We start from the raw sequence: 20,597 nt of genomic DNA on the forward strand, positions 1-20,597 counted from the left end.
TGACAGGGCGCACGGAGTTTTCGCATATCCGTGCGTCACATGTCTGCGTTAACCTGACTTCCCTTGCCGTCTGCCGAGCTTTCCATGCCTGACCTGCTTGACCGCTACCCGCTGACACCGGGTACCTATCACGAACTGCTGGACGACAGTGGCGCGGTCCGTGCGCACTGGCAGCCGCTGTTCGACCAACTGCAGCGCAGCACGCCGGCGCAACTGGCTCAGCGCCAGGCCCTGCTGGCCCGGCAGATCCAGGAAAACGGCGTGACCTACAACGTCTATGCCGACCCCAAGGGCGCCGATCGGCCCTGGGAACTCGACCTGCTCCCGCATATCATTCCGGCCGACGAGTGGCAGCAGGTGGCCGCGGGAATCGCCCAGCGCGCGCGCCTGCTCAATGCCGTACTGGCGGACCTGTATGGCCCGCAGACGCTGATTCGCGATGGCCTGCTGCCGGCTGAACTGGTGTTCGGCCACAACAATTTCCTCTGGCCCTGCCAGGGTATCCGGCCGCCCGATGGCGCCTTCCTGCACCTGTTCGCGGTGGATCTGGCTCGGACCCCCGACGGGCGCTGGTGGGTCACGGCGGACCGCACCCAGGCACCTTCCGGGGCCGGCTATGCCCTGGAGAACCGCACCATCGTCTCGCGGGCTTTCCCCGACCTGTACCGCGATCTGCGGGTACATCACCTGGCCGGTTTTTTCCGTACCCTGCAGGAGACCCTGGTACGCCAGGCACCCAGCGATGCCGAAGCGCCGCTGGTGGTGCTGCTGACCCCGGGGCGTTTCAACGAAAGCTATTTCGAGCACCTCTACCTGGCCCGCCAGTTGGGTTATCCGCTGGTGGAGGGCGGCGACCTGACCGTGCGCGACGCCACGGTCTATCTGAAGACCTTGAGCGGTCTGCAGCGGGTCCACGCGATCATGCGCCGGCTGGACGACGATTTCTGCGATCCGCTGGAGCTGCGCACCGATTCGGCCCTGGGCGTGCCCGGCCTGCTGGAAGCGGTGCGCCAGGGCCGGGTGCTGGTGGCCAACGCCCTGGGCAGTGGCGTGCTGGAGTCGCCCGGCCTGTTGGGTTTCCTGCCGAAGATCAATCAGCATCTGTTTGGCGAAGAACTGCTCCTGCCGTCCATCGCCACCTGGTGGTGCGGTGAGGCGCCGGTACTGGCCCAGGCCCTGGAAAAACTGCCGGAGCTGCTGATCAAGCCGGCCTTTCCGTCCCAGAGCTTCGTCCCGGTGTTCGGTCGCGATCTCGACGAGACGCAGCGCCAGGCCCTGGCCGAGCGGATGCGGGCGCGGCCTTACGCCTATGTCGCCCAGGAGCTGGCGCAGCTGTCTCATGCGCCGATCTGGCAGGAGCAGGACGGCAGCCTGCAACCCCGGGCCATCGGTATGCGGGTCTATGCGGTTGCCAGCACCGACGGTTATCGGGTGCTGCCCGGCGGCCTGACGCGGGTTGCGGCCGAAGCTGATGCCGAGGTGGTGTCGATGCAACGCGGCGGGGCGAGCAAGGACACCTGGGTCCTCAGCGAACGCATGCCGAGCGGCGAACAATGGCGTGCCCAGCGTTCCCTTGGCGTGCACGACCTGGTGCGGCGCGACCCCTACCTGCCGTCGCGGGTGGTGGAAAACCTGTTCTGGTTCGGGCGTTACTGCGAGCGCTGCGATGACAGCGCGCGGCTGCTGCGGATCATGCTCGCGCGGTATGTCGACGGCGACGACCCGCAAGCCCTGCAAGCGGCGGTCGACCTCGGTGAAAGCCTGATGCTGCTGCCGGACGAAGGCGAACTGCCGGAGCGCCTGCTGGCGGCCTTGCTCGGTGATGACTGGCATTTCAGCCTGCGGGCCAACCTGCAGCGCTTGCAGTGGGCGGCCTCGCAGGTGCGCGGCAAGCTGTCACGGGAAAACTGGCAGGCGCTGGTGGAGTTGCAACGCGAAGCCCTGAGCCTGGAAACCGAAGCCCCGGATTTTGGTGAACTGCTGGATTTCCTCAACCGGCTGGTGATGTCCCTGGCGGCGTTGTCCGGCTTTGCCCTGGACGACATGACCCGCGACGAAGGCTGGCGTTTCCTGATGATCGGGCGGCGTATCGAGCGCCTGCAATTTCTCAGCAGCAGCCTGGCGGCGTTCCTGCGCGGCATCGCGGTGTTCGACCAGGCCGGCCTGGAGTGGCTGCTGGAGCTGGGCAACAGCAGCATCACCTACCGTTCCCGCTACCTGGCGGTACCGCAGTTGATCCCGGTGCTCGATCTGTTGCTGCTCGATGAACAGAACCCCCACGCGGTGTTGTTCCAACTGAAACTGGTGAGCCGCACCTTGCGCCGCCTCAACGACGACTTCGGCGTGCCGCGTGAGTTGGGCCTGACTCAGTTGGTGGAGCGCCTGGCCCGGTTCGACCTGGGCAACCTGGAGGGCGCGCTGTTCGGCGAGAGCGGTGTGCGCGAGGTGCTCGACGGTCTGGCCGAGCTGTTGCAGGAGGTCGCCGATGCCAGCGGCCAGGTGTCCGACCGCCTGGCCTTGCGGCATTTCGCCCATGTCGATGATATCAGCCAGCAGACGGTGTCCGTGTGATGAGTGCCCAGTACCAGATCTTCCACGACACCCACTATCACTACGACAGCCCGGTGTCCCTCGCCCAGCAGTTGGCGCATCTGTGGCCGCGCGCCTGCGACTGGCAGCGTTGCAGCGCGCGGACATTGCAGATCAGTCCCGAGCCGACCTCGCGGCGTGATGAACTGGATGTCTTCGGCAACCCGCTGACCCGGTTGGCCTTCGAGCGGCCCCATGATGAATTGCTGGTCAATGCCTGCCTGACGGTGGAAGTGCTGGCGCGGCCGACGCTGGACTTCAACGGCTCGCCGGCCTGGGAAGAGACACGCAATGCGCTGACCTACAGCAGTCAGCCGGTGACGGCCGAGTTACTGGAGGCCTGCCGCTATCGCTTCGAGTCACCCTATGTGCACCTGAAGAAAAGCTTCGTCGAGTTCTCCGAGAGCTGCTTTGCGCCGGGAAGCCCGTTGCTGGTGGGTGTGCAGGCCCTGATGGAGAAGATTTTCCACGAGTTCACCTTCGATGCCGAAGCGACCCAGGTCGCCACGCCGCTGGTGGAAGTACTGGAACGGCGGCGCGGGGTCTGCCAGGACTTCGCCCACCTGATGCTCGCCTGCCTGCGTTCGCGCGGATTGGCGGCGCGCTATATCAGCGGCTACCTGTTGACTCAGCCGCCACCCGGCCAGCCCCGTCTGATTGGCGCCGATGCCTCGCATGCCTGGGTGTCGGTGTTCTGTCCGGTGCTGGGCTGGGTGGATTTCGATCCGACCAACAATGTGCAGCCGGCACTGGAGCACATCACCCTGGCCTGGGGCCGGGACTTCTCCGATGTGTCGCCGTTGCGGGGGGTGATTCTGGGGGGCGGCAGCCATGACCCGGAAGTGCGGGTGACGGTGATGCCGGTGGGTGAGGTCGGGCTTTCCTGCTGATCAAGCACCTGTGGGAGGGGGCTTGCCCCCGAAGCTTTTGATCGTTCCCACGCTCGGCGTGGTAACGCCTCGCTGGACGCTCCGCGTCCGCTTCAAAAGCTTCGCGGGCAAGCCCGCTCCCACAACAAGCCTTGATCCGATGGTCTCAGGCGTCCGGCGCCTGCTCTTTTTCTTCAGCGCCTTCAACGGTATCGCTTTGCGCTTCGGGGTTCAGCAACGCTTCGGCCTCGGCTTTCTTGCGTTGCAGCTTTTCCTCTTTCTTCTGTTCCTTGGCCAGGTCTCGTTGACGTTTGGCGAAGGAGTAATTGGGTTTGGCCATGGGCGATCCTCTGGGGTCGAAGGTGAGGTTGAGCGGCGCGTATTCTGCCTGTGTTCGTCACGCAGCACACGTAACAATGACACTGGAATCAGCGGGCTCGACCTCCAGAGTAAAGGCTGGCCGACCAGGCTCCAAGCTTTAACGCTCGCGCACTGGCGTTTCGCAGGTGCCGCAGGCACCGCAGGCGTAGGCGGCGAGCAAGCTGTACAGCAGGCTGTTGAGAGGCATGGCAGACGCTCCGGTAGATGGCGATGGACTAATGTTAGGCCGCGCCGGTTCGTCTGGCTGGTTGATTGTATCCATCGAGGCGATAGCTTAGGATTGTATACAATCTGTTGATTCAGATCAGGGGAACCTGGCCTGGTTTCAGGCAGTCTTCCCGTTTGATCCGTTGATTTTCATACCCTGCCTTGGAGATTCACCATGTTTGCCAAAGTCGTTGCGGTATCGTTGTTGACCCTGGCCAGCGGCCAATTGCTGGCCGCGGAGTGCTCGGTCACTGTCGATTCCACCGATCAGATGTCCTTCAACACCAAGGAAATCACCATCGACAAAAGCTGCAAGAGCTTCACCGTCAACCTGACCCACTCCGGCAGCCTGCCGAAGAATGTCATGGGCCATAACCTGGTGCTGAGCAAGACCGCCGACATGGCCGCTATTGCCGGTGATGGCATGGCCGCCGGGATCGACAAGAACTACCTGAAAGACGGCGACGACCGCATCATCGCCCACACCAAGATCATCGGTGCTGGCGAGAAGGACTCGGTGAGCTTTGATGTGTCGAAACTGGCTGCAGGCGAAAACTACGGGTTCTTCTGCTCGTTCCCAGGCCATATCTCGATGATGAAAGGCACCGTCACGCTCAAGTAACGGCCTTTGTCGCACCTGATCCCGCGCCCTGCGGGATCAGGACTGATCGCTCCTCCTCAATTCCAGTCGAATCCTCCTCCCCTCCAGCTCCTGGCGGCTGAATACCCCGCCCAGTTGTTTGCGCTTGTAGTCATTGCCCAGCATTTGCCATTGCTCGTCGACGCTGTAGCAGTTCAGGGTTTTCTGTGGCTCGATACCTGCCGGTGCGTCCTGCTCCTGCCAGTCGCAGAGGCCTCGGTAGTGTTTTTCCCCCGACGCCGGAAACCCCGATACGCCGGCGCGCAGATCATCGCGCAGAGTGATGGCACCGCTGTTGGTGATGCTGCGCTGATGGTTGTCCTGGCCATAGAATGCCTCGGTCTCGAAGCTCACCTCGCTCAGGGCGAGCTGGCAATCGGGCAGTTCGTAGCCGGTGGGGATATTGAAATCGAAGTCGCGGCCCGCGTCTCCCGCCAGGGTGTCGAAATGCAGCGTCGGATGCTGGTAGGGGCAGCCCGTCTGCTGGCGCTCGGGCGTATAGCGGGCACTGGCGCGCAAGGCCGTCTGGCTGGGCATGGCGCCGCTCAGGGTGAAGTGTTCCTTGCTGGGGCGACCGTTGGCGGAGCTGCCTGACTGGCTGGTGGCGGTAGCGATCCAGCACAGTGCTCCGATCAGCCCGATCAGCGGGATGAACCAGGGGCGCTGGAAGAGAGGAGTGGCTCGAACATGAGGGGCTTTGTGCTGGAACAACATCGGCGACAGTCCTGACCAACAAGGGTTGGCGCAGACTGCCGAGGTGTTTGCGCTGTCTCAAGAGTTGCCGAAGAAAACAGAAATTTCCTACGAGAAACAGGCCGTTGTTTCAGCCTTTCGACGCCGTCATCTTGAAAATGCCCTGGGCGTTGCTGCTGTCGAAGTTCAGGTCGAGCCGGTCGGTTTCCGGATCGATCCGGCGCTGGATGAATTCGACGAAGGAGCCGGGGACCGCATGCTCGCGGTACTGGCCCTGGGCGTCGATCAGCCCGCGGCTGACCGTGCAGGCGCGGTAGGCGGTCTGCATCACCCGGCCGGAAGCGGAGACTTCGATGCTGTCCTTCATCGGGCGCTGGCGTTGGCGCTGTTGCGCGACCGTGGCTTCCAGGTCGGCGACGCGGTCGGTGAGGTGGTTGAAGCTGTTGCCTTCGGTGGCGATCCAGGCCATTTCCGCGCTTTCGGCGAGCAACACCTGGTAGTCCGCCTGGTGTACCGCGCCGTGTTGCCGGCCAAAGGCCTGGTACAGCGCCGGCAGCAGGACCAGGGCTTCGCCCAGGCGGCAGTAACGGGTCAGGCGCAGGCGCTTGAGAATGCTCAGGTGCTCGGCCTGCAGCGGGTCGCGGCTGGAGGCGACCACGCGGCCGACGGCGTCCTGGAAGGTTTCGCTGAAACGCCCCGGGTGCAGTTCGGAAACGAAGAACTGGGCGATATCTTCCGGCAGGTCCATCTGGCGATACCCCCAGCCGGTCATTCCCAGCTTGGTCAGCGGGTAGGTACGGACATCGGTGAAGCCCAGGGGCTCCAGCAGCCGCGAGAAGGCCAGGCGACCGCGCGGCAGCTCGCCGTTTTCGCTCCAGTCGACGGTACGGATGGCGCCGTGATCGAACACCACCTTGCGCCCGTCCCCGGCTTGCTCTTCCACATAGCGACGGCCATCGGGCACCGCTTCCACCAGTTTGTGGAACAGGCACAGGTTCAGGGCTTCGGCCAGCCAGACCCGGTGCAGGGCGTCGTCGCTGCGGGAAAAGTCATGAAGCGCCGCCGGCACGTCGACGTGTTGTTCCAGCCACTGGGCGGCGGGTTGGCCGAGCACGGAAGCGACAAGGGAGAACAAGCCTTCGAAGGAGGACATGAGGGAGGACTCTGGCGGCAAAAATGAGTCCCTATGAAAGCCCCCGGACGGCAACCGGGCAAGCGAAAAAAAATGCTGGGTTCATTCCGTTTTGTCGGGTTGTGGTGTCTGGAAGGGATTTGTTCCTCGGGCTGGCGCTTTCGCGGGCAAGCCCGGCTCCCACAGTGATCGGGTCGAATCTGGATGATCGTTCCCATGCTCTGCGTGGGAATGCAGCCCTCGACGCTCTGCGTCGTCGCAGTAAGGCTGGACGCGGAGCGTCCGGTGAGGCGTTCCCACGCTGAGCGTGGGAACGATCAACTCTGCGAGAGCTCAAGGCGCGAAGGGCATCTCGCGCTTGTGGTGGGTCTTCTCAAAGGTCCGGCAGATGATATCGAAGGCTTCCTGACGCACCGCTTCACCGTGCAGGAAGGCATCGATTTCGGAATAGGTCACGCCATGGGACGCTTCGTCAGGTTTGCCCGGTGCCAGGTCTTCGAGGTCGGCGGTGGGGATCTTTTCCACCAGCGACTCGGGGGCGCCGAAGCTGCGGGCAATCGCCCTGACCTGGTTCTTCACCAGCCCGCTGAGGGGCGCCAGGTCGCAGGCGCCATCACCGAACTTGGTGAAGAAGCCCATCACCGCTTCCGCCGCGTGGTCGGTGCCGATCACCAGGCCATTGGCGGCACCGGCGATGGTGTACTGCGCGACCATGCGCATGCGCGCCTTGGTGTTGCCCAGCACGAAGTCCCGCGAGACCGCGGCCTTGCCTTCGAAGGCCGCGACTTCGCCGGCCAGCGACTTGACCGCCGGGCCGATGTTCACGGTATGGCGTTCGTCGGGGTCGATGAAGTTCACCGAGGCGGTGGCGTCGTGTTCGTCGAACTGGGTTTCATAGGGCAGGCGCACCGCGATAAAGCGGTACTGCGCGTCGCCAGTGCTTTCACGCAACTCACGCATGGCGCGCTGGGCCAGCAGGCCGGCGGTCAGCGAGTCGACGCCGCCGCTGATGCCCAGCACCAGGGTCTTGAGGCCCGAGTTCTGCAAGCAGTTCTGGATAAAGGCGATGCGCCGGGCCACCTCGGCCTCGAGGGCTGCCTGGTCGGCGAACGGCGGCTGGACCTTGAGCTGTTCAGCAATCTGGCGCTGTACGGCTTGCATGATTCACTCCTCACGTAATATTCAATCGAAAACGGATTAATCGGTCACCTGGAACACGTGGCGCAGGTAGGCGACGAAGTTCGGATCCTTGCACTGGGCCTTGCCCGGCTCGTCGGAGATCTTCGCCACCGGCTGACCGTTGCAGGCGGTCATTTTAAGCACGATGCTCATCGGTTCCACCCCGGGAATGTCACAGGTGAGGTTGGTACCGATGCCGAAGCTGACATTGATCCGACCGCGCAGGGCCCGGAATATCTCCAGGGCCTTGGGCAGGCTGAGGCTGTCGGAGAACACCAGGGTCTTGCTCATCGGATCGATGCCCAGCTGGTGATAACGGGTTATGCATTTTTCGCCCCACTGCACGGGGTCGCCGGAGTCGTGGCGCAAGCCGTCGAACAGCTTGGCGAAATACAGGTCGAAATCCCGCAGGAAAGCGTCGGTGGTGATGCAGTCGGTCAGGGCGATACCCAGCAGGCCGCGGTATTCGCGGACCCAGCAATCGAGTGCGGCGATCTGGCTGTCGATCAGTCGCGGGCCGAGTTGCTGGTGGGCCATGATCCATTCGTGGGCCATGGTGCCCAGGGGCTTCATATCGAACTCGCGAGCCAGGTGCACGTTGCTGGTGCCGACGAAACGTCCCGGGAAGTCATGCTTGAGCACGCTGACCACTTCCTCCTGGACCCGGTAGGAGAAACGTCGGCGGGTGCCGAAGTCGGCGACCTGCAGCTCGGCGAGCTCGTCGGGGGTGGCGTTGGCGCTCAGCCAGTCGAACTTGCGATACAGCTGCTCGCGGGCCTGGCTCAGCAGGGTTTCCTGATAGCGGTAGCGGTTGCGCACTTCACTGACAATCGCCAGCAGCGGCACTTCGAACAGGATCACGTGCAACCACGGGCCGCGCAGGCGGATGAACAGCTCGCCGTTTTCGATACCGGTGTGCACGTAGCGCAGGTTGAAGCGGAACAGGCCGAGGAAGCGCAGGAAATCCGGCTTGAGGAAGCTGATGCGTTCGAGGAAACCCAGCTGGTCGGCACTCAGGCTCAACTCGGCCAGGCGCTCGATCTGGTAGCGGATCTCCGCCAGGTACGGACGCAGGTCCTCACTGTTGCGACAGCGGAAATCCCATTCGACTTCGACGTTGGGGTAGTTGTGCAGCACCGCCTGCATCATGGTCAGCTTGTAGAAGTCGGTGTCGAGCAGGTTCTGCACGATGCGATCGCCGAAGGCCTTATCGCTCATAACGGGTATCTCCATGCCGGTCGCCGCCGCCGACGTCCTGGCAGTGTTTAAATGAATGCCGCTAGTGGCGCATACCCGTGGGCGGTTTTACCAGCGATTTTTGGCGGGAAATCGCGCCGGATCGACATTTGTGGCGAGCGGGCTTGCCCGCGCTCGGCTGCGAAGCAGTCGTAAACCCGGTCATGGCGGTCTGCCTGATACGCCCAGTTACCAGGTTTCAGGGGGCTTTGCCCCCAGCGCGGGCAAGCCCGCTCGCCACAGGGGATCAGGTGTGAAGGGACGGGTCGATCTGCTCCAGCATCCAGCGCACGAAATCGCGTACCTTGGGGACTTCCGCCGAATGTTCCGGATACGCCAGGTAATAGGCGTCATGGCTGGGCATCGCATGCTGCCAGGGAATGACCAGCTTGCCGTCGGCCAGTTCCTCTTCCACCAGGAACCGTGGCAGCAAGGCCACGCCGCAGCCGACCTGCGCCGCGCGAATGCACATGTAGAAGGTTTCGAAGCGTGGCCCGTGGTAACTGTGCTCGGTCTGGTAACCCTGGCTTTCGAACCAGTCGTGCCAGGCCTGGGGGCGCGAGGCGTTCTGCAGCAGGACCAGGTCGCTCAACTGCGTCGGGTCGGTGAACGGCTTGTCCGGCAGGCTGGAGGGCGCGCAGACCGGCACCAGTTCCTCGCTGAACAGCTTCACGCACTCGGTGCCCGGGCGCGAGCCCTGGCCGAAATAGAACGCCAGGTCGCTGCGGCCCTGCAGCAGGTCGTCGGCTTCCTGCTCGTTGCACAGGTCCAGGTGGATATGCGGATGGCGCAGGCGCCAGCCCTTGAGTCGTGGCACCAGCCAGCGGGCGCCGAAGGTCGAAGGCGTGGACACCCGCAGGACTTCGGTTTCGCCGCCGTAGGAACGCAGGTAATGCGTCGACATCTCCACCTGGGTCAGGATTTTTCGGACTTCCACCAGGTACAGGTCGCCCGCCGGCGTCAGTTGCAGGCGCCGCCGCACCCGGCGGAACAGCAGGTGCTGGAGCAATTCCTCAAGCTGCGCGACCTGTTTGCTGACGGCGCTCTGGGTGAGGTTCAGCTCTTCTGCCGCGCGGGTGAAGCTCAAATGGCGGGTGACGGCCTCGAAACATTGCAGGGCGGTGATCGAGGGCAGGTGTCTTTTATTCAGCATGAACGGGCCTTTTCTTCTGTTTCTTGCGCTGCATGAATAAACGGAATGATATCTCGCCTAAAGGTCGTTTGTTGGCAAGTCTCAAGGCCGCTACAACTAGAGGTCTGAAATGCCGTGTTTTTCCGGCTGAAGATTTCCGATTCCCGTTTGAAGGAGTGACCCCATGGTTGCCGCATTGCTCGATCGTCTTGGCGTGAACCCGGCGCTGTATCAACAGGGCAAGCAGCCCGTGCATTCGCCCATCGACGGCAGTCGCATCGCCTCCGTGAGCTGGGAAGGCCCGGCGGAAGTGGAGCAGCAGGTCAGTCGTGCCGAGCACGCCTTCGAGGCCTGGCGCAAGGTGCCGGCACCGCGTCGCGGCGAACTGGTGCGCCAGTTCGGCGAGGTGCTGCGCGAATACAAGGCCGACCTGGGCGAGCTGGTGTCCTGGGAAGCCGGCAAGATCACCCAGGAAGGCCTGGGCGAAGTACAGGAAATGATCGATATCTGCGATTTCGCGGTCGGTCTGTCGCGCCAGCTCTACGGCCTGACCATCGCTTCCGAGCGTCCGGGCCACCATATGCGTGAATCCTGGCACCCGCTGGGGGTGGTCGGGGTGATCAGCGCGTTCAACTTCCCGGTCGCGGTATGGGCCTGGAATACCACGCTGGCGCTGGTCTGCGGCAACGCGGTGATCTGGAAACCTTCGGAAAAGACCCCGCTGACCGCGCTGGCCTGTCAGGCGCTGTTCGAGCGTGTGCTGAAGCATTTCAACGATGCGCCGGAGTATCTCAGCCAGGTCATCATCGGCGGTCGCGATGCCGGCGAAGCCCTGGTCGACGATCCGCGCGTGGCCCTGATCAGCGCCACCGGCAGTACCCGCATGGGCCGCGAAGTAGCGCCGAAGGTCGCCGCCCGTTTCGCCCGCAGCATCCTCGAACTGGGTGGCAACAACGCAATGATCCTCGGTCCGAGCGCCGATCTGGATATGGCGGTGCGCGCCATTCTGTTCAGCGCCGTCGGCACCGCCGGCCAGCGCTGTACCACCTTGCGCCGGCTGATTGCCCACGAATCGGTCAAGGAAGAGATCGTCAGCCGCCTCAAGGCGGCCTACTCCAAGGTGCGCATCGGCCATCCGCTGGAAGGCAACCTGGTTGGTCCGCTGATCGACAAGCACAGCTTCGAGGCCATGCAGGACGCCCTTGAACAGGCCCTGAGCGAGGGCGGTCGGGTGTTTGGCGGCAAGCGCCAACTGGAAAACAAGTTCCCCGATGCCTATTACGTTTCGCCGGCCATCGTCGAAATGCCGGAGCAGAGCGAAGTGGTCTGCACCGAGACCTTCGCGCCGATCCTGTACGTCGTCGGCTACCGCGACTTTGCCGAAGCCCTGCGTCTGAACAATGCGGTGCCGCAAGGCCTGTCGTCGTGCATCTTCACCACCGACGTGCGCGAGGCCGAGCAGTTCATGTCGGCGGTGGGCAGCGACTGCGGTATCGCCAACGTCAATATCGGCCCGAGCGGGGCGGAGATCGGCGGTGCGTTCGGCGGCGAGAAGGAAACCGGGGGGGGCCGTGAGTCTGGCTCCGATGCATGGCGCGGGTACATGCGTCGCCAGACCAATACCGTGAACTACTCGCTGGAACTGCCATTGGCCCAGGGCATTACCTTCGACTGAACGGGAGTTTCACGGATCGTTCCCACGCTCTGCGTGGGCATGCAGCCTGTGACTCTCTGCGTCACAAGAGCGGACGCGGAGCGTGGGAACGATCAGGAAGTTCAGGAGTTTGTTGGGTTTCATTTTCGGAGTCTGGCAATGCCGTTACGCGAAGAGTGTCTATGGGAAAAACTGACGCCGCAGCGACCTGAGGCGGCGCGCTTCAAGGGTGAGCTGAGCGTTGATGTCTGCGTGATCGGCGCCGGTATCACCGGCCTGTCCGCCGCGATCCACCTGCTGGAACAGGGCAAGCGCGTCTGCGTGCTCGAAGCCCACCGCACCGGGCATGGCGGTTCCGGGCGCAATGTCGGGCTGGTCAATGCCGGGATGTGGATCCCCCCGGACGAGATCGAGGCCGGTTTCGGCGAGGCCGTGGGCAGCCAGCTCAATCACATGCTCGGTGCCGCCCCGGCACTGGTGTTCAGCCTGGTCGACAAATATGCCATCGATTGCCAGTTGCGCCGTGAAGGCACTTTGCACATGGCCCACAATGCCCGTGGCGAGGCCGATCTGCGCAGCCGCGAAGAACAATGGAAGCGTCGCGGAGCACCGGTGGAACTGCTGACCGGCAGTGCCTGCGAAACCGCCACCGGGACCACAAAGATTGCCGCCGCCTTGCTCGACCGGCGTGCCGGCACCCTCAATCCCATGGCCTACACCTCGGGCCTGGCCAAGGCTGCCGCCGGCCTCGGTGCTCAGTTGTTCGATCATTCGCCGGTTACCCGCCTGGAACGCCAGGGCCCGCGCTGGTCGGTGCAGACGGCTGATGGCGCGGTCAGTGCCGAGCAGGTGGTCATGGCCTCCAACGCCTACACCGAAGGTGAGTGGACCGAACTGCGGCGCAACTTCTTTCCCGGTTACTACTATCAGGTCGCGTCCAGCCCGCTGAGCGAAGACGCCGCGCGGCAGATCCTGCCGGGCGGACAGGGCTCCTGGGATACCCGCCAGGTGCTCAGCAGTATCCGCCGCGACGCCGACGGCCGGCTGCTTCTGGGCAGTCTTGGCAACGGCAACCAGAAACCCGCGTGGTTCCTGCGCGCCTGGGCCGATCGGGTGCAGCAGCACTATTTTCCCTACCTGAAAAAGGTCGACTGGGAGTGCACCTGGACCGGCTGCATCGCCTTTACCCCCGATCACCTGATGCGTCTGTTCGAACCGGCGCCCGGTTTGGTGGCAGTCACCGGCTATAACGGTCGCGGCGTCACCACCGGGACGGTGGTCGGCAAGGCGTTCGCCGATTACCTGTGTAACGGAAATCCTCAGGCCCTGCCGATTCCCCTCGCGCCGATGCGTCCGGTCCCGGCGGTGGGGCTGCGCAGCTGGCTGTACGAGGCCGGATTCTCGCTGTATCACGCGGGCCAGTGCCTGCGCATTGTTATTTGATACAACAAAAGCGCCAATCCGGACGGCGCTTTTACCCAATGCAGCTAGCCTGTAATGGTGCGCGATGTAGCAGTCGCGCACTGTGAGTGTGCACTTCGGTGACGCACGTTGTTACAGGGCGGTTGCACGCCTTTCGGTGCGGTGGTTGCAGTAGTGGCACCTTAAGGTTGCACCTTTTGAAAAAACGGGTTTCACCTTCCGCGGTTTAGACGGTTGCACGCCCAGTTAAAAAGGGCCCGAAACAGTCCATAAAACAATAAGACAGCGACTTTTTGCAGAACAAAAAACCTATGGCACGCCCCTTGCTCTGAGCATTCAGTGAAGTCGCAGTGCCAACTAAAAAAACCTTGGAGCACCACCTCATGTCCCAGACGTTTTACAAGAAAGGCTTTGTAGCCCTCGCAGTGGCTGCTGCGTTGGGTGTTTCTGCGTTTGCTCAGGCGGATCTGAAGATCGGTGTAGCGGGTCCCATGACCGGTGCCAATGCCGCATTTGGCGAGCAGTACATGAAAGGTGCACAAGCGGCGGCCGATGCGGTCAACGCGGCAGGCGGCGTCAACGGCGAGAAGATCGTCCTGGTCAAGGGCGACGACGCCTGCGAACCGAAGCAGGCGGTAACGGTCGCCAAGGACCTGGTCAACCAGAAAGTGGCCGGTGTCGTCGGGCACTTCTGCTCGTCCTCGACCATCCCGGCGTCGGAAATCTACGACGAAGCGGGTGTCATCGCGATCACCCCGGGTTCGACCAACCCACAAGTGACCGAGCGCGGTCTGTCGGCGATGTTCCGTATGTGCGGACGTGACGACCAGCAGGGCATCGTTGCCGGCGACTATATCGTCGATGTACTCAAGGGCAAGAAAGTCGCGGTCATCCACGACAAGGACACCTACGGCCAAGGCCTGGCGGATGCCACCAAGGCTCAACTGATCAAGCGTGGCGTGAACCCGGTGATCTACGAAGGCCTGACCCGTGGCGAAAAGGACTTCAGCGCCCTGGTCACCAAGATCCGTGCGGCCGGTGCCGACGTGGTCTACTTCGGCGGCCTGCATCCGGAAGCCGGTCCGCTGGTCAAGCAACTGCGTACCGAAGGCCTGAAGGACGTCAAGTTCATGTCTGACGATGGTGTCGTGACCGACGAACTGGTGACCACCGCCGGCGGCCCGCAATACGTTGATGGCGTGTACATGACCTTCGGCGCCGACCCGCGCCTGCTGCCGGACAGCAAGGCGGTCGTGGAGCAGTTCCGCAAGGCCGGTACCGAGCCTGAAGGCTACACCTTGTACGCCTATGCTTCGATCCAGGCCCTGGCCGCCGGCTTCAACGGTGCCAAGTCGAACAAGGGCGAAGATGCGGCCAAGTGGCTGAAGGCGCATCCGGTCAAGACCGTGATGGGCGAGAAGACCTGGGACGCCAAGGGCGACCTGAAGGTTTCCGACTACGTGGTTTATCAGTGGGACGCGACCGGCAAATACCATCAGTTGGAAAAACAGAAGTGACATGAGCCGATCTGGCTGGCGCCCCCGGGCGTCGGCCGGTCGTCATGAGTGTCCGTGCAGTACCTGTCTTTTCTCGTAGAACTGCACATGGCTGTGCTGCGACAGCGGTTGAACCCCGGTCTGTCGCGGCACGCTTCTGTGCAGTCTCTCAAAATGCGTGAGATTGCGTTATGGATGGTATTTTCCTGCAGCAACTGGTCAACGGCCTGACCCTCGGGTCGGTCTATGGCCTGATCGCCATCGGCTACACAATGGTCTATGGCATCATCGGCATGATCAACTTCGCCCATGGCGAGGTTTACATGATTTCCGCTTACCTCGCGGCAATCAGTCTGGCTCTGCTGGCTTACTTCGGTATTGAATCCTTCCCGCTCCTGATGCTCGGTACCCTGATCTTCACCATCGTCGTCACCGGCGTGTATGGCTGGACCATCGAGCGCATCGCCTACAAACCGCTACGCAACTCAACCCGCCTGGCACCCCTGATCAGCGCCATCGGTATCTCGCTGATCCTGCAGAACTACGCACAGATCGCCCAGGGCCCGAAACAGCAAGGGGTTCCGACGCTGCTCACCGGCGCCTGGCGCATCGATATCGGCACCGGCTTCGTCCAGCTGACCTACACCAAGGTCTTTATCCTGATCGCCGCGTTCCTCGGCATGGGCCTGCTGACCTATGTCATCAAGTACACCAAGCTCGGTCGCATGTGTCGCGCGACCCAGCAGGACCGCAAGATGGCCTCGATCCTCGGGATCAACACCGACCGGGTGATCTCCTATGTGTTCGTCATCGGCGCGGCCATGGCGGCCCTGGCCGGCGTGCTGATCACCATGAACTACGGCACCTTCGACTTCTACGCCGGCTTCGTCATCGGGATCAAGGCGTTTACCGCCGCGGTGCTCGGCGGCATCGGCTCGTTGCCGGGCGCGATGCTCGGCGGGGTGATCCTCGGGATTTCCGAGTCGCTGTTCTCCGGTCTGGTCAACTCGGACTACAAGGACGTCTTCAGCTTCTCGCTGCTGGTCCTGGTCCTGGTCTTTCGGCCGCAAGGCCTGCTCGGCCGTCCTCTTGTGTCGAAGGTGTAAGCAATGTCCTCAGCCACTAAAAAATCGCTCGATATCAAAAAAAGCCTGGTGGATGCCATTCTTGCCGGCCTGATTGCCCTGATCGTCTTCGGTCCCATTGTCGGGATCGTCCTGGAGGGCTACAGCTTCAACCTGGAACCGGCCCGTGTTGCCTGGCTGGTGGCCATCGTGATGCTCGGCCGCTTTGCCCTGAGCCTGTTCCTGCAGACATCGAAGGGCCTGCGCATTCTCGACGGTTTCGAGAGCAGCGGCTCGGGCGTGCATGTGCTGGCGCCGGACTACAAGTCGCGCCTGCGCTGGATCATCCCGCTGATGATCGCCATCGCGGTGATCTTCCCGTTCTTCTCCAACTCCTACCTGCTGGGGGTGGTGATCCTCGGCCTGATCTACGTCCTGCTCGGGCTCGGCCTGAATATCGTGGTCGGCCTGGCGGGCCTGCTCGACCTCGGCTACGTGGCCTTCTACGCCATCGGTGCCTATGGCCTGGCGCTGGGTTATCAGTACCTGGGGCTGGGGTTCTGGACCGTCTTGCCACTGGCCGCCATCGCCGCCGCGATGGCCGGCTGCATCCTCGGCTTCCCGGTATTGCGCCTGCATGGCGACTATCTGGCCATCGTGACCCTGGGCTTCGGTGAAATCATCCGCCTGATCCTCAACAACTGGCTGTCGCTGACCGGTGGCCCGAACGGCATGCCGGCGCCGCTGCCGACCTTCTTCGGCCTGGAGTTCGGCAAGCGGGCGAAGGATGGCGGGATTCCGTTCCATGAGTTCTTCGGGATCGCCTACAACCCGGATGTGAAGTTCTACTTCATCTACGCCGTGCTGTTCCTGGTGGTGCTGGCGGTGCTCTATATCAAGCACCGGTTGACCCGCATGCCGGTCGGCCGCGCCTGGGAAGCCCTGCGTGAAGACGAGATCGCCTGCCGCGCCATGGGTTTGAACCATGTGCTGGTGAAGCTTTCGGCGTTCACCCTCGGTGCCTCGACCGCGGGCCTGGCCGGGGTGTTCTTCGCCACCTACCAGGGCTTCGTCAACCCGACCTCGTTCACCTTCTTCGAATCGGCGCTGATCCTCGCCATCGTGGTGCTCGGCGGCATGGGCTCGACCATCGGCGTGGTGATCGCGGCGTTTGTCCTGACCGTCGCCCCTGAGTTGCTGCGCAGCTTCGCCGAGTACCGCGTGCTGCTGTTCGGCGTATTGATGGTGTTGATGATGATCTGGCGCCCCCGTGGCCTGATCCGCATCAGCCGTACCGGTGTCGCCCCGCGTAAAGGCGCTTTGCACGAGGGAGCCGCGCAATGAACGATGAAATCATTCTGTCGGTCGAGAAGCTGATGATGCACTTCGGTGGGATCAAGGCCCTCAGCGATGTCAGCCTGCAAGTCAAACGCAACTCGATCTTCGCCCTGATCGGCCCCAACGGTGCCGGCAAGACCACTGTGTTCAACTGCCTGACCGGGTTCTACAAGGCTTCCGGCGGCCGGATCGAACTCAATACACGTGGCCAGGTGACCAATGTCATCAAGCTGCTCGGCGAGTCCTTCCGGGTCAGTGACTTCGTGTCGCCGAAGACCTTCGCCAGCCGGCTCTACTACAAAATGTTCGGCGGCACCCACCTGGTCAACCGGGCGGGGTTGGCGCGGACCTTCCAGAACATCCGTCTGTTCAAGGAAATGTCGGTGCTGGAAAACCTCCTGGTGGCCCAGCACATGTGGGTCAACCGCAACATGCTCGCCGGCATCCTCAACACCAAGGGCTACCGTCAGGCCGAGAGCGATGCCCTGGACACGGCGTTCTACTGGCTGGAAGTGGTCGACCTGGTGGACTGCGCCAACCGCCTGGCCGGTGAACTTTCCTATGGCCAGCAACGCCGTCTGGAAATTGCCCGGGCCATGTGCACGCGACCGCAGATCATCTGCCTCGACGAGCCGGCTGCCGGTCTCAACCCTCAGGAAACCGAAGCGCTGAGCGCGATGATCCGGCTGCTGCGCGACGAGCACGATCTGACCGTGGTGCTGATCGAACACGACATGGGCATGGTAATGAGCATTTCCGACCACATCGTGGTGCTGGACCACGGCAACGTGATCGCCCAGGGCGGGCCCGAGGCGATCCGCAACGACCCGAAAGTGATCGCGGCCTACCTGGGTGCCGACGAAGAGGAGCTGGTATGAGTCAACCTATCCTCGAACTCAAGGATCTGGACGTGTTCTATGGTCCGATCCAGGCCCTGAAAAAGGTCTCGCTGCATATCGACGAAGGTGAAACCGTGAGCCTGATCGGCTCCAACGGCGCGGGCAAGTCGACGCTGCTGATGTCGATCTTCGGCCAGCCCCGGGCGGCGGGCGGGCAGATCATCTACCGTGGCGTCGATATCACCCACAAGTCCTCCCACTACATCGCCTCCAACGGCATTGCCCAGTCGCCGGAAGGCCGGCGGGTGTTCCCCGACATGACCGTGGAAGAGAACCTGCTGATGGGCACCATCCCGATTGGCGACAAGTTCGCCGCCGAGGATATGCAGCGCATGTTCGAGCTGTTCCCACGGCTCAAGGAGCGGCGCAACCAGCGGGCCATGACCATGTCCGGCGGCGAGCAGCAGATGCTCGCCATTGCCCGGGCCTTGATGAGCCGGCCCAAGCTGTTGCTGCTGGATGAACCGAGCCTGGGCCTGGCGCCGATCGTGGTGAAGCAGATCTTCGCCACCCTGCGGGAACTGGCGGCCTCGGGCATGACCATCTTCCTGGTGGAGCAGAATGCCAACCACGCCCTCAAGCTGTCGGATCGGGCGTATGTGATGGTCAACGGGCAGATCCGCCTCAGTGGTACCGGCAAGGAGCTGCTGGTCAACGAGGAGGTGCGCAACGCTTATCTGGGCGGGCATTAAGCCTTTACCGGAGAGGTAACAGCAGGGCACGGTCACTGTGGGAGCTGGCTTGCCAGCGATGAGGCCAGCAAGCCTTGCATGTCCAAAAGGACGCCATCGCCGGCAAGCCGGCTCCTGCAGGTTATGTGCAACCTTGAAACGCCCCGCGATCCTCGGATCCGGGGCGTTTTTCATATCCACAGCGGCGGCGCGAAATTGTGGACAACAAAATTGGAAACTTCGTAAAACGCGACATAAAGCCGCTGCAAACAGTTGTTTTGTCACAGTTTTGACTTGTCCCCGTTTGCTGTGGAGGCGGCTGTGGGTAACGTGGGAGTACCTCGCTGCAGGCCTTATGAATCGTGGCTTGCAGGGTGTTGTGTGTTTTTTGATCAGTGGTTTTTCCGCAAGTCTCCGAGGTATTTGTCAACAGATTTATTGCGGCGGGATCAGGCTCGGAAACAGTCTGTGCAGCCTGTGGATAACTCTGTGGGCAAACTCTGGAAAGACCGCCGTGGGCGGCGTAGTTACTGGCCTGGAGCCACCCCTTGGAAATCGGCTGGATGTGCGACTTCGGCGACCGCTGCATACGGGATCGTCCAGGGTCAAGCGAAAAACTTTTGAAACAGGGCTGCAGGCCCTGTGGATAGAGGGCTCGACACCTTTCGAGTTGCCCCCAGAGACTGTGGACGGGACTGTGGATAAGGTGCGCACATCCGCCGCCAGGGCCCGGCCCGGCTGCCTTGGCGGCGATTGAGTGTTTTTTGTACAGTTGCATTGGGTGGCGTGCCGATAGCGCACACAGTTGCTGGCCTCCCTCAGGCCGGGCATGCTGGGCAACGAACGAATTTATTTCTGGCTGTAACCGAGCCGAGCAAGGAGAACACGATGACATCCACGCTGTTTATCACAGGCGCCACTTCGGGTTTTGGCGAGGCTTGTGCCCGTCGTTTTGCCGAGGCCGGTTGGAAACTGGTACTGACCGGGCGTCGCGAAGAGCGCCTCAACGCCCTCTGCGCCGAGCTTTCCCAACAGACCGAAGTCCATGGCCTGGTGCTCGACGTGCGTGACCGCAAGGCCATGGAAACTGCCATCGCCAACCTGCCGCCGAGTTTCAGCAAGCTGCGCGGGCTGATCAACAACGCCGGCCTGGCCCTGGGCGTGGACCCGGCGCCCAAGTGCGACCTGGACGACTGGGACACCATGGTCGACACCAATATCAAGGGCCTGATGTACAGCACCCGCCTGCTGCTGCCGCGGCTGATCGCCCATGGCCGTGGTGCCGGGATCATCAACCTGGGTTCGATTGCCGGCAACTACCCGTATCCGGGCAGTCACGTGTATGGCGCGAGCAAGGCGTTCGTCAAACAGTTCTCCCTGAACCTGCGTTGCGACCTGCAGGGCACGGGCGTGCGGGTGACCAATATCGAGCCGGGGCTGTGTGAGAGCGAGTTCTCGCTGGTGCGCTTCGCCGGTGACCAGGCGCGGTATGACGCGACCTATGCCGGCGCCGAGCCGATCCAGCCGCAGGATATCGCCGACACCATCTTCTGGGTGCTCAACACCCCGGCCCACGTCAATATCAACAGCCTGGAGCTGATGCCGGTGAGCCAGACCTGGGCCGGATTTGCCATCGAGCGCAACAAGGGCTGATCAAGGGCTGCATGACAAAATCTGTAGGAGCCGGCTTGCCGGCGATGGCGTCCGCACGGGCGGCGAATGGCTTGAGGGCCTCATCGCTGGCAAGCCAGCTCCCACAAGTCTTCGGGTGCACCCGATATCCGGTGTTAACCCGGACCCTGTAGGAGCCGGCTTGCCGGCGATGGCGTCCGCACGGGCGGCGAATGGCTTGATGGCCTCATCGCTGGCAAGCCAGCTCCCACAAGTCTTCGGCTGTAGCCGATATCCGGGTTAACCCGGACCCTGTAGGAGCCGGCTTGCCGGCGATGGCGTCCGCCCGGGCGGCGAATGGCTTGAGGGCCTCATCGCTGGCAA

General features: G+C 62.7%; 17 protein-coding genes. 11 read left to right on the forward strand and 6 right to left on the reverse strand.

Going from position 1 to position 20,597, the window contains the following annotated elements:
• Positions 1-84: 84 nt before the first annotated feature.
• Together HX851_RS22100 and HX851_RS22105 are read left to right on the forward strand one after the other, a co-directional pair.
• The gene (locus tag HX851_RS22100) at positions 85-2,571 is read left to right on the forward strand and encodes a circularly permuted type 2 ATP-grasp protein (protein ID WP_177062729.1); all 2,487 of its coding nucleotides are present in this window, start codon (positions 85-87) and stop codon (positions 2,569-2,571) included.
• Positions 2,571-3,479: a transglutaminase family protein gene (locus tag HX851_RS22105; protein WP_177064521.1), complete on the forward strand. Its 909-nt coding sequence runs from the start codon at positions 2,571-2,573 to the stop codon at positions 3,477-3,479. Before HX851_RS22100 ends, HX851_RS22105 begins: the two co-directional genes overlap by 1 nt.
• A 145-nt stretch (positions 3,480-3,624) precedes the next feature.
• Here the strand turns inward: HX851_RS22105 and HX851_RS22110 are convergent, their stop codons facing one another.
• The gene (locus HX851_RS22110; protein WP_177064523.1) at positions 3,625-3,798 is read right to left on the reverse strand and encodes a hypothetical protein; all 174 of its coding nucleotides are present in this window, start codon (positions 3,796-3,798) and stop codon (positions 3,625-3,627) included.
• A gap of 423 nt (positions 3,799-4,221) precedes the next feature.
• Between HX851_RS22110 and azu the strand changes: the two genes are divergently transcribed.
• The gene (gene azu, locus HX851_RS22115) at positions 4,222-4,668 is read left to right on the forward strand and encodes an azurin (RefSeq protein WP_177062726.1); all 447 of its coding nucleotides are present in this window, start codon (positions 4,222-4,224) and stop codon (positions 4,666-4,668) included.
• 36 nt (positions 4,669-4,704) lie between these two features.
• On the opposite strand, the gene HX851_RS22120 is transcribed toward azu, so the two are convergent.
• The 5 genes from HX851_RS22120 to HX851_RS22140 form a co-directional block, all read right to left on the reverse strand.
• Positions 4,705-5,400 (reverse strand): hypothetical protein, encoded by a 696-nt coding sequence (locus HX851_RS22120; protein ID WP_177062725.1) that lies wholly within the window; start codon positions 5,398-5,400, stop codon positions 4,705-4,707.
• Between the two features lie 109 nt (positions 5,401-5,509).
• Positions 5,510-6,532 carry a DUF1338 domain-containing protein gene (locus HX851_RS22125; RefSeq protein ID WP_177062724.1) on the reverse strand — a complete coding sequence of 341 codons (1,023 nt, stop codon included), beginning with the start codon at positions 6,530-6,532 and terminating at the stop codon, positions 5,510-5,512.
• 312 nt (positions 6,533-6,844) lie between these two features.
• Complete coding sequence (gene nadE / locus HX851_RS22130) at positions 6,845-7,672, reverse strand: NAD(+) synthase (RefSeq protein ID WP_177064527.1); 828 nt, start codon at positions 7,670-7,672, stop codon at positions 6,845-6,847.
• 36 nt (positions 7,673-7,708) lie between these two features.
• Positions 7,709-8,908 carry a nicotinate phosphoribosyltransferase gene (gene pncB / locus HX851_RS22135; protein ID WP_177062722.1) on the reverse strand — a complete coding sequence of 400 codons (1,200 nt, stop codon included), beginning with the start codon at positions 8,906-8,908 and terminating at the stop codon, positions 7,709-7,711.
• A gap of 265 nt (positions 8,909-9,173) precedes the next feature.
• Positions 9,174-10,079 carry a LysR family transcriptional regulator gene (locus tag HX851_RS22140; protein WP_177064528.1) on the reverse strand — a complete coding sequence of 302 codons (906 nt, stop codon included), beginning with the start codon at positions 10,077-10,079 and terminating at the stop codon, positions 9,174-9,176.
• Positions 10,080-10,242: 163 nt separating this feature from the next.
• Between HX851_RS22140 and amaB the strand changes: the two genes are divergently transcribed.
• The 8 genes from amaB (at position 10,243) to HX851_RS22180 (ending at position 20,255) form a co-directional block, all read left to right on the forward strand.
• Positions 10,243-11,733, forward strand: coding sequence for an L-piperidine-6-carboxylate dehydrogenase (gene amaB, locus HX851_RS22145; RefSeq protein ID WP_177062720.1), 1,491 nt, complete (start codon positions 10,243-10,245; stop codon positions 11,731-11,733).
• A 138-nt stretch (positions 11,734-11,871) separates the two neighbouring features.
• Positions 11,872-13,155, forward strand: a complete 1,284-nt coding sequence (amaA, locus tag HX851_RS22150) for an L-pipecolate oxidase (protein WP_177064529.1) — start codon at positions 11,872-11,874, stop codon at positions 13,153-13,155.
• A 362-nt stretch (positions 13,156-13,517) separates the two neighbouring features.
• Positions 13,518-14,651 (forward strand): branched-chain amino acid ABC transporter substrate-binding protein, encoded by a 1,134-nt coding sequence (locus tag HX851_RS22155; protein ID WP_177062718.1) that lies wholly within the window; start codon positions 13,518-13,520, stop codon positions 14,649-14,651.
• A gap of 170 nt (positions 14,652-14,821) precedes the next feature.
• Positions 14,822-15,736 carry an ABC transporter permease subunit gene (locus HX851_RS22160; RefSeq protein WP_177062717.1) on the forward strand — a complete coding sequence of 305 codons (915 nt, stop codon included), beginning with the start codon at positions 14,822-14,824 and terminating at the stop codon, positions 15,734-15,736.
• Between the two features lie 3 nt (positions 15,737-15,739).
• A complete protein-coding gene (livM, locus tag HX851_RS22165) occupies positions 15,740-17,038 on the forward strand; it encodes a high-affinity branched-chain amino acid ABC transporter permease LivM (RefSeq protein ID WP_177062716.1) in 1,299 nt (432 codons plus the stop codon).
• Positions 17,035-17,910 (forward strand): ABC transporter ATP-binding protein, encoded by an 876-nt coding sequence (locus HX851_RS22170; protein WP_177064531.1) that lies wholly within the window; start codon positions 17,035-17,037, stop codon positions 17,908-17,910. The genes livM and HX851_RS22170 overlap by 4 nt, the downstream gene beginning before the upstream one ends.
• A complete protein-coding gene (locus HX851_RS22175) occupies positions 17,907-18,623 on the forward strand; it encodes an ABC transporter ATP-binding protein (protein WP_177062714.1) in 717 nt (238 codons plus the stop codon). Before HX851_RS22170 ends, HX851_RS22175 begins: the two co-directional genes overlap by 4 nt.
• Before the next feature lie 867 nt (positions 18,624-19,490).
• Complete coding sequence (locus HX851_RS22180) at positions 19,491-20,255, forward strand: SDR family oxidoreductase (protein ID WP_177062713.1); 765 nt, start codon at positions 19,491-19,493, stop codon at positions 20,253-20,255.
• Positions 20,256-20,597: the final 342 nt, after the last annotated feature.

It is taken from the genome of Pseudomonas gingeri (assembly GCF_013385635.1).
In the GTDB taxonomy this organism is placed as follows: domain Bacteria; phylum Pseudomonadota; class Gammaproteobacteria; order Pseudomonadales; family Pseudomonadaceae; genus Aquipseudomonas; species Aquipseudomonas gingeri_A.